The 8,278-nt window shown below is 37.8% G+C and carries 8 protein-coding genes; 3 read left to right on the top strand and 5 right to left on the bottom strand.

Annotated features, from left to right (window positions below):
- Window positions 1–527: 527 nt before the first annotated feature.
- Window positions 528–1,847 carry a UDP-glucose dehydrogenase family protein gene (locus tag DNK85_RS10715; RefSeq protein WP_119329558.1) on the top strand — a complete coding sequence of 440 codons (1,320 nt, stop codon included), beginning with the start codon at window positions 528–530 and terminating at the stop codon, window positions 1,845–1,847.
- A 123-nt stretch (window positions 1,848–1,970) separates the two neighbouring features.
- Here the strand turns inward: DNK85_RS10715 and DNK85_RS10710 are convergent, their stop codons facing one another.
- Window positions 1,971–2,213, bottom strand: a complete 243-nt coding sequence (locus tag DNK85_RS10710; RefSeq protein WP_119329557.1) for a hypothetical protein — start codon at window positions 2,211–2,213, stop codon at window positions 1,971–1,973.
- 152 nt (window positions 2,214–2,365) lie between these two features.
- Here DNK85_RS10710 and DNK85_RS10705 point away from each other — a divergent pair, with 152 nt between their 5' ends.
- Window positions 2,366–3,286 (top strand): hypothetical protein, encoded by a 921-nt coding sequence (locus tag DNK85_RS10705; protein ID WP_119329556.1) that lies wholly within the window; start codon window positions 2,366–2,368, stop codon window positions 3,284–3,286.
- A gap of 42 nt (window positions 3,287–3,328) precedes the next feature.
- Here the strand turns inward: DNK85_RS10705 and DNK85_RS10700 are convergent, their stop codons facing one another.
- The 4 genes from DNK85_RS10700 to DNK85_RS10685 all read right to left on the bottom strand — a co-directional run bounded on the left by DNK85_RS10700 (window position 3,329) and on the right by DNK85_RS10685 (window position 7,323).
- Window positions 3,329–4,543 carry a type II secretion system F family protein gene (locus DNK85_RS10700; protein WP_119329555.1) on the bottom strand — a complete coding sequence of 405 codons (1,215 nt, stop codon included), beginning with the start codon at window positions 4,541–4,543 and terminating at the stop codon, window positions 3,329–3,331.
- Between the two features lie 19 nt (window positions 4,544–4,562).
- Window positions 4,563–6,269 (bottom strand): type IV-A pilus assembly ATPase PilB, encoded by a 1,707-nt coding sequence (pilB, locus tag DNK85_RS10695; protein WP_119329554.1) that lies wholly within the window; start codon window positions 6,267–6,269, stop codon window positions 4,563–4,565.
- Between the two features lie 84 nt (window positions 6,270–6,353).
- Entirely contained in the window at window positions 6,354–6,701 is a 348-nt protein-coding gene (locus DNK85_RS10690) for an outer membrane protein assembly factor BamE (protein WP_119329553.1), read from the bottom strand.
- Between the two features lie 34 nt (window positions 6,702–6,735).
- Window positions 6,736–7,323, bottom strand: coding sequence for a D-sedoheptulose-7-phosphate isomerase (locus DNK85_RS10685; RefSeq protein ID WP_119329552.1), 588 nt, complete (start codon window positions 7,321–7,323; stop codon window positions 6,736–6,738).
- A 98-nt stretch (window positions 7,324–7,421) separates the two neighbouring features.
- Between DNK85_RS10685 and DNK85_RS10680 the strand changes: the two genes are divergently transcribed.
- Window positions 7,422–8,180 (top strand): hypothetical protein, encoded by a 759-nt coding sequence (locus DNK85_RS10680; RefSeq protein WP_119329551.1) that lies wholly within the window; start codon window positions 7,422–7,424, stop codon window positions 8,178–8,180.
- Window positions 8,181–8,278 lie beyond the last annotated feature (98 nt).

The raw sequence follows: 8,278 nt of genomic DNA, 5'->3' as shown, positions 1-8,278 counted from the left end.
TTTGAACCACCGGCTTGGACAAACTCAACTACCCGCTTACGAAGATCTAAACTATATGACATCCATTCCATAATCCAAACACTAATATAGTCAATAGTTTACTTAAATTGGATTTATTTTGGAACTACTATATACCCTTTTGGAATGCTGGCATCCAAACGGGTGGCGTCACCCAGTAGATAGGTGTAAGTATCTTCCTTTAATAGGTCAAAATAAAGACTATCTTTGAAATGATACTTTAACCAAGATGTCTTGCCAGTGCCTCTTGGTCCAAACAAAAAGTAGCTTTGTTGCGAGCTAGGTTCAATATTGAGCAGTCGTTTAAACATAATATAGTTGCAATTAGCTATTGATAATCTCTATTTTGCACAAAAATAGAGATTATCAATAGCGATTTTTGATATTTTTTCCTGCTAACCCATAATATCAAGCAACAATAATTGCATTTCAGAAAGTAATATTCGCTGAATTTGGGCATTATTTCTGATATGATCGGTGGCGATTTGAGTAGCTAAAAGTGAGACTTTATGAAGATTGCAATTTTTGGTACGGGCTATGTTGGACTCGTGACGGGAACTTGTTTTGCAGCGATGGGAAATCATGTTTGTTGTGTTGATATCGATCAAATCAAAGTCGATAACCTAAAAAAAGGCATTTCACCCATTTATGAACCTGGCTTAGATGAACTCATTAAGCGTAATGTGACTAAGGGGCGTTTGCGTTTTACCACGGAGGCAAAATCGGCGATTGATGAAGCGCAAGTCATCTTTATTGCAGTAGGTACGCCACCTGATGAGGATGGGTCAGCAGATTTGCAATATGTGTTGCAAGTGGCTAAAACAGTGGCTCAAGAGATGAATGAATATAAAGTGGTTGTTAATAAATCAACGGTTCCAGTGGGTACAGAATATAAAGTTACCGAGGCGATTTCTAATGTGTTAAACCAGCGTGGAGTGAAACTTGACTTTGATGTGGTATCAAATCCAGAGTTTCTCAAAGAGGGGGACGCCATTAGTGACTGTATGCATCCAGATCGTATTGTGGTGGGAGCAAATTCAGAGCGCGCAGCAGAGATTATGCGTGAGCTTTACGCACCATTTGATCCCAATCAAAATCGCTTAATGATCATGGATGTGCGATCTGCTGAGATGACAAAATACGTTGCCAATGCAATGCTTGCGACAAAAATTAGCTTTATGAATGAAATGAGTCAGATTGCTGAGCGTGTTGGTGCGGATATTGAGAAGGTGCGTATTGGTATTGGTGCTGATCGACGCATTGGTTATCACTTTATTTACGCAGGTTGCGGCTATGGAGGCTCCTGTTTTCCTAAGGATGTGCGCGCCCTTGGACAGACTTCGCATGAATATGGCTATACAGCGCGTATTTTGCAAGCTGTGCATGCTGTCAATGATGCGCAAAAAGAAGTACTTTTCACCAAGTTTAATGATTATTTTAACGGTGAGATTGAAGGCAAAACAGTTGCCGTTTGGGGGCTTGCGTTTAAACCAAACACTGATGATATTCGTGAGGCGTCAGCGCGCGTATTGATAGAAACACTGTGGCAACATGGTGTCAAAGTCAAAGCATATGATCCTGAGGCGATGGAGAATTTTGCCCAGAGTTATGGTCAGCGTGATGATTATGAGCTTGTGGATGAGGCGTATAATGCTTTGTATAATGCAGATGCTTTATTTGTAGTGACAGAGTGGCAAAGCTTTAGAAGTCCAGATTTTAGTAAAATTAAAGCGCGATTAAATAAACCAATTATTTTTGATGGGCGTAATTTGTATAATAAATCACGGATGAAAGACTTAGGTTTTGACTATATTTCTATTGGCAGATAAGTAAGGCGCACATTTAATTCAAAATATCCCAATTAGAGTGCGCTCTAAGCAGAAAATATTAACTGTCTTTGATCTAAGTCAAAGAGCATAGTGATGCTGATAATAGTGCTTTCAAACACATAATCACTTGGGTGCAACAGCTGATTGATCATGTGAGTCTTTCCAGTAGAATTGATTCTGAATAATCGGTTGTTGGTTTTGTGGCATAGCATAGTTTTGATTGTTGGGATTGTAATAACCAGGTGTTTTAGGCTGGCTATCAGCATTAGGAGAATTAAATGCGCTAAATTGATTATGCGTGCAGGCACCCAATGCGATGACAAACAATCCAAAAAGAATTGCCTTGATGAGCTTTTGTATTGTCATTGTGGGATAAATCCTTTTAGTTAAATGTCTTGTGAGTATGGTAGATAAGGTATCGATTTGCAAGTAAATGCTGGATCACAGTAGTGGTTGCTGTTTAAAAAAGATAGAATTATTAGCGCTAAGTTAAATAAAAATTGATTAGGATGAATTCAATGAATAAAACAAAAAAAGTCATATTATTAAGTGCTGCGTCATTACTGTGTCTAAATGCTTACGCTGACAATAATACACCTTCAGAATCAACAATCAGTTTTTCTAAAAGTAGTGAAATTGTGGTTAAATCAAATACTGCATTAGTGAATATTATCGTCAATGCAACCGCCTTACAGGGTGATAATACAATTATTCAAAAAGCGGCTATTGATAATCTATCCAATATTTTACCAAAGATTGACTGGAAAGTTGTAGATTATAAGGAAACGCAAGCAGATAGTGGTGCGCAAAATATTCGACTAGTTATTCAGGCACGTTTAACAAGTGAAGAAATTAAAACCTTACAAAAAGAGTTAAAGAATAACAACTCGAATAATAGCCGGTTTAAGATTGAGGTAATTAATTTTGATCCGACACCCAAGATGCTAGATCAAGCTAAAGAAAATACCATGATCTCAATGTATAAGTCGATTGAACAGTATGTGAATGACTTTAATAGTAAGACTAATAGTCATTATTTTATTCGCTCAGTCAATTATAGTGTTAATGAGGCTCCTGTTGAGCAGCGTGCTGTGATGTATAACAAAGTGAGCATGCTGGCAGATGCAGCGCCAAGTAATAATAACAATCTTAGCGTTTCCAAAAAAATGGTGATGAATGCTTATGTGACATTGGCACAAAAGGATACGAATCATTTAACGACAAAGGATGTAAATATGAAGACAACTCAAGTATTGCCACCTGCTTATTTACAAGTGCCAGGGTTTAAACAGTGTCTGCAAACAGTTGATAAAGGTACATGGACTGCCTGGTGCATGCCAAAAACACAACCTCAAGGTTGTAATAATGCCAGTTGGAAAGCCTTGAGTGATTTAAAAGTGCAAGGCAAACTTAATGGTATGGATAATTGTGTTAATTAAGGGAAATACAACACAAGCATCTAGTTTATTTTATGATAACTCTTAAAGTGCTTCACCAATCTTAAACATTGGTACATACATGCTCACAATCAAGAAGCCAACAATACATCCTAAGATAATCATGATAATGGGTTCAAGCGCACTGTTGAGATTGGTGACCAGAACATCGACATCTTCTTCATAAATTTTAGCGATGTTGGCAAGCATTTCCTCCACTTGTCCTGATTCCTCACCAACGGATATCATCTGCAACATTAATCCTGGGAATACATGCGTTTCAGATGCTGCATGCAACATAGTGCGTCCTTTAGAAACTTCGTCCCTAATAAATAAAGTTGCTTTTTCATAGCGTGCGTTGCCCGTGGCGTTGGCAACAGTGGTTAATGCATCAAGTAGTGGCATCCCAGCTGATGAAGTTGTTTCAAGCGTACGTGCAAAGCGTGCAAGCGATGACTTTTGGATTATTTTTCCTAATATTGGCACTTTAAGTAATGTGTAGTCAATCCACACTTGTACTTTGGGATAACGTTTTTTAGCCACTTTAAATAACATAATGAAAAACGCCACAAACAAAACAAAAACCCACCAGTACTTCTGACTAAACTCAGAAACATCAATGGTAATTTGTGTGATTGTAGGTAGTTTAGTACCTGATGAGATAAAAATATCCGCAAATGCGGGTACGGCATAATTTAATAAAATCCAAGTGACGATGATTGCTACACCAATAACCATAATAGGATAAGTGAGTGCTTTTTTGACTTTCTTTTTAATGCTTTGTACCGATTCGCGATGTGAGGCAACGCGATCAAGCATTACATCGAGTGTTCCTGACTCTTCACCAGCAGCACACAGGCTACAAAATAATTTATCAAAGTGTTTGGGGTGCATTTTAAGCGTATCACTGAATGAGTTACCACCTTCCACATTTTGTTTGATTTGGATAATGAGTTTTTTAAATGATGTGTTTTTACTTGATTCCATAATGGTATCTAGTGCACGAATAATTGGTACACCTGCCTGTGCCATTGTGGCTAACTGGCGTGCCAGTAATGTGATTTCAGTTTCTTTAATTCGTTGAGGAAATAACTCGATTGGCTGTTTTTTTATTTTGCTGATTTTTATTCCATTTCGTTCAACTTGTGCCTTAGCGAGATCGACGTTAATCGCTTCAATAATTCCATTGGTTTTAATGCCGCGACGATCATAGCCTGACCACAGGAAAGTTTGCTTTTTGATTTTGGTTTTTGCTTTCATCTATTCACCCTGATCAATATTAGATTGAGGTAACACGATGTGCTTCTTCAATTGAAGTCACTCCATGAACTACCTTAATTAAAGCAGACTGTTGCAGATTATCAATCCCCTCCCGCTGTGCTTGCTCAGCTAAGGTTAACGTACTTCGCCCCTCAACGATTAAACGACTCATCGCAAGGCTCAATGGCATTACTTCATAAATCGCAACACGCCCACGGAATCCTTTAAAACAACGCGCGCAACCATGTGGATCATTGGTGTATGCTGTAAACTTTTGTTCAACATGCACTGGCCGAATACCCATATCTAAGAGTAGTTCACGTGTAATATCGGGAGCTGGTTTCTTGCAATGAGGACAGAGCTTACGTGCCAAGCGTTGAGCGATGATTAAAGAAACAGAAGAAATGATGTTATAGTGTGGAATCCCCATGTCTAATAGACGGTTTAACGTTTCTGGTGCGCTATTGGTATGTACAGTTGATAGTACTAAATGCCCGGTTTGTGCCGCTTTAATCGCGATATCTGCTGTCTCAAAATCACGAATCTCACCAATCATAATAATATCTGGATCTTGACGCAAAAAAGACTTCAAGGCACGGGCAAAAGTCAGTCCTTGCTTGTTGTTGATTTGTACTTGATTGATTCCGTTGACATTGATTTCAACTGGATCTTCGGCGGTTGAGATATTCTTATCAACTGTGTTAATGATGTGTAGTCCGGTATAAAGTGTCACCGTTTTACCACTACCTGTAGGACCTGTTACCAAAATCATACCTTGTGATTGTTTTAACGCAGCAAGGTAGATCTCTTGTTGATGCGGTTCAAAGCCAAGTTTATCAACGCTCAAATTGGTTTTTGCCTGATCTAAAATCCTTAAAACGACTTTTTCACCAAAGGCTGTTGGGCAAGTACTTACCCTAAAATCAATTACATGCGTCTTGGAGATTTTTAATTTAAAGCGCCCATCTTGTGGGATACGCTTTTCAGCAATATTTAGCTGCGACATGATTTTAATTCTCGCAGCAGTGCGCGCGGCAATTTTAAGCGGAGGGGAGGCTATTTCTTGTAAAAGTCCATCAATACGATAGCGAATTCTAAAGTTTGTTGCATATGGTTCAAAGTGAATATCCGATGCACCTTTATTGATGGCATCAACAATGATTTTATTGATGTATTTAATGACTGGCTCATCGTTATCACCAAAATCATCCTCATCTTCGAAATCATCTGCTTCAACAATATCTAAGTCAATCTCTTCAAGATCCATGCCTTCAAGCGTTTTAAGGGCATTATCAGTGGTGTTCTCAGTAACCTCTTTGATAAAGCGCATAAGTATTGTGTCATCGACAACTACCTGTTCAATATCCAGATTACTAAAAAAGCGAAACTCACGTACGGCATTTAAGTTTAGGGGATCACTGGTTGCCAATAGTAAAACATTATCTCTTTTATAAAGAGGCAAGCACACATAATCATTAATTAAACGTTCGTCTAAAAAGGCGCGTGGAAAAAAATCCAAATCATAAGCATTAAGGTCAAAAAGTGGTAGGTTGAAAAACTGGGATGATTTGATAGCAAATACGTTTGCATCAAGTAGTTTATTGTGAATCAGGTGTGTGATGAGTTGTTCATTGCTATCGTCTATTTTATCAATAGCATGTTCAAGGTCTTCATTACTAATAAGGTTCTGGCTAAGTAGGAAACTACTGATTCCGTGCTGAGTCATAAGCAGTCAAATGGTTATCCATTACATGCTAGATAGTATAGATTGAAAGTTAAAGATTTGCTACGAAATGAGAAAAGTGATTTATTACTTACTCATATACACAGTTTCAGGTGGTGAGTAGTCACCACTGACCTGTGTCAGTTTATTATTCTTGAATGTTAAAATAAGTTGTTTTTCCGAGCGTGGTGCATCAAATGAGTTTTGATAACTGTAAATATAATTCCATTGATCTTGTGCAAAAGGATCAATCACATCTGGGGTGCCTAAAATGTATTTTATCTGTTCTTTTGTCATCCCTGGTTTAATTTGTTTCATAACATCTTGAGAGATGATTTTGCCCTGTTGAATCGGTGGGGTGTACGGGGTAAAAATACTGCAGCCTGAAAGCAGTAGTGTGCCGCAAGCAGCAAAAAAAATGAGTTTATTTTTCATGTTTACAACTTTTATTACTAGTATTTATGCTTGGTTATACGCCAAAGAGACCATGATCAATTGCTTCACAAAGGCAATTTATTATCGTCAATTGCCCTTCGTGGATGCAGGCAACTTGCTCGGAAGGAATACAAATTTCAAGGTCGCCAGACTTGTACATGGCACGTATCTTACCACCATCTTTGCCGGTTAAGCTAATAATATGCATATTTTTTTCATGCGCTGTTTTGATGGCCTCTACAATACTTTCAGCATTTCCTGCGGTGCTAATGCATAACAGAATATCCTCGGATTGTCCCAAAGCACTGATTTGCTGTGAAAATGCATAGCGGAAACTTTGATCATTAGCAATAGAAGTTAATACAGTACTATCACTAGATAAAGAGATAGCCGGTAACGCTGGGCGCTCCATTGAAAACTTATGTAAGAGTTGTGTACTAAAGTAGTTGGAAAGTGCAGCTGAACCACCGCTGCCACAGCTTAAAATTTTCTTACCAGATAAAATGCTTGATACCAAGACTTGGCCTGCATGAGCGACAGCATCGGCTAAACCATCGGCAATCAGGATGCTTGTTTGAATTGAGTGACTGAAATGGTCTTTAACGCGATCTGAGAATTCCATATTTAAATTCCTGCCATCTAAACATTGCTATAACTATAAGATTTGATTAATCTGCCACAATAACTTTTTTAGGTCAAATAGCTTTATGGAAATAATCGATGTTAAAAAATAAAGGTGCTATTGTTAATACACTCAAAAGCGCATGGCAGATGTATCGTGTGACACTAAAATCGTGCTTTTTATTAGCAATTATTAGTGCTGCGATTGCTGAGTATTTTAAATTATATGCCTTAAATTCTGGTGTTAGCAAGGCAGTACACAGTTATATGCAAACAGGTGAATTGCCAAATGGCTTTCCTGATGCTCAATTTCTGGTATTTTTGGGTTTATTTTCAATGTTTGTAACCATGTGTGTCTATGGGCTTTTGATATGTGTTGGTGGTAATTACCTTAAAGAAGGTATGGCACAAAAAAATGCTATCCAAAAAGCCTTTTCAATTTTTAAAAAGCGCTTTCCATCGTTCTTAATGGTCTGTATTTTAAATGGTTTTCTATGGTTCTTGGCAAGTTTTTTAAATATATTTGGCCTTTGGTTGGCAGCAAGCTTTACACTTATCTTGTTACCGACAGTGCTTCTTGGGAATGTCGGTGTGTGGATGAGTTTCCGTGAGAATTTTCGCTTACTAACTGGCAATTTACTCTATGCCTTGCAGTTGGGTTTTATTGTAATGTTAGTGCTTCTACTTAAATATGTTATATATGCGCTATTTATGGCAATAGGCCAAGCCGGGAATGTAAACTTTGGTGTTGAGCATGTTGTTATTATCTTTGTTGATGCATTAACATTGCCTTTTATTATTATGATCATGGTAGCGGCATTTTATGAATTAAATGCGCGTGATGACATGCCTATTTAGTCCTAAGCTATTAAAGTCTACTTATAGTAAAACTATCGTAATGATGTCAGCAGTACAATAGCGCTATTTTAGTATTCTTTTCAATCAAAGCCACAAAA

This window comes from Cysteiniphilum halobium (assembly GCF_003574425.1).
Classification (GTDB): domain Bacteria; phylum Pseudomonadota; class Gammaproteobacteria; order Francisellales; family Francisellaceae; genus Caedibacter; species Caedibacter halobius.
Note: the sequence above shows the minus strand (reverse complement) of the source record. Positions and strands in the feature narration are given on the sequence as shown.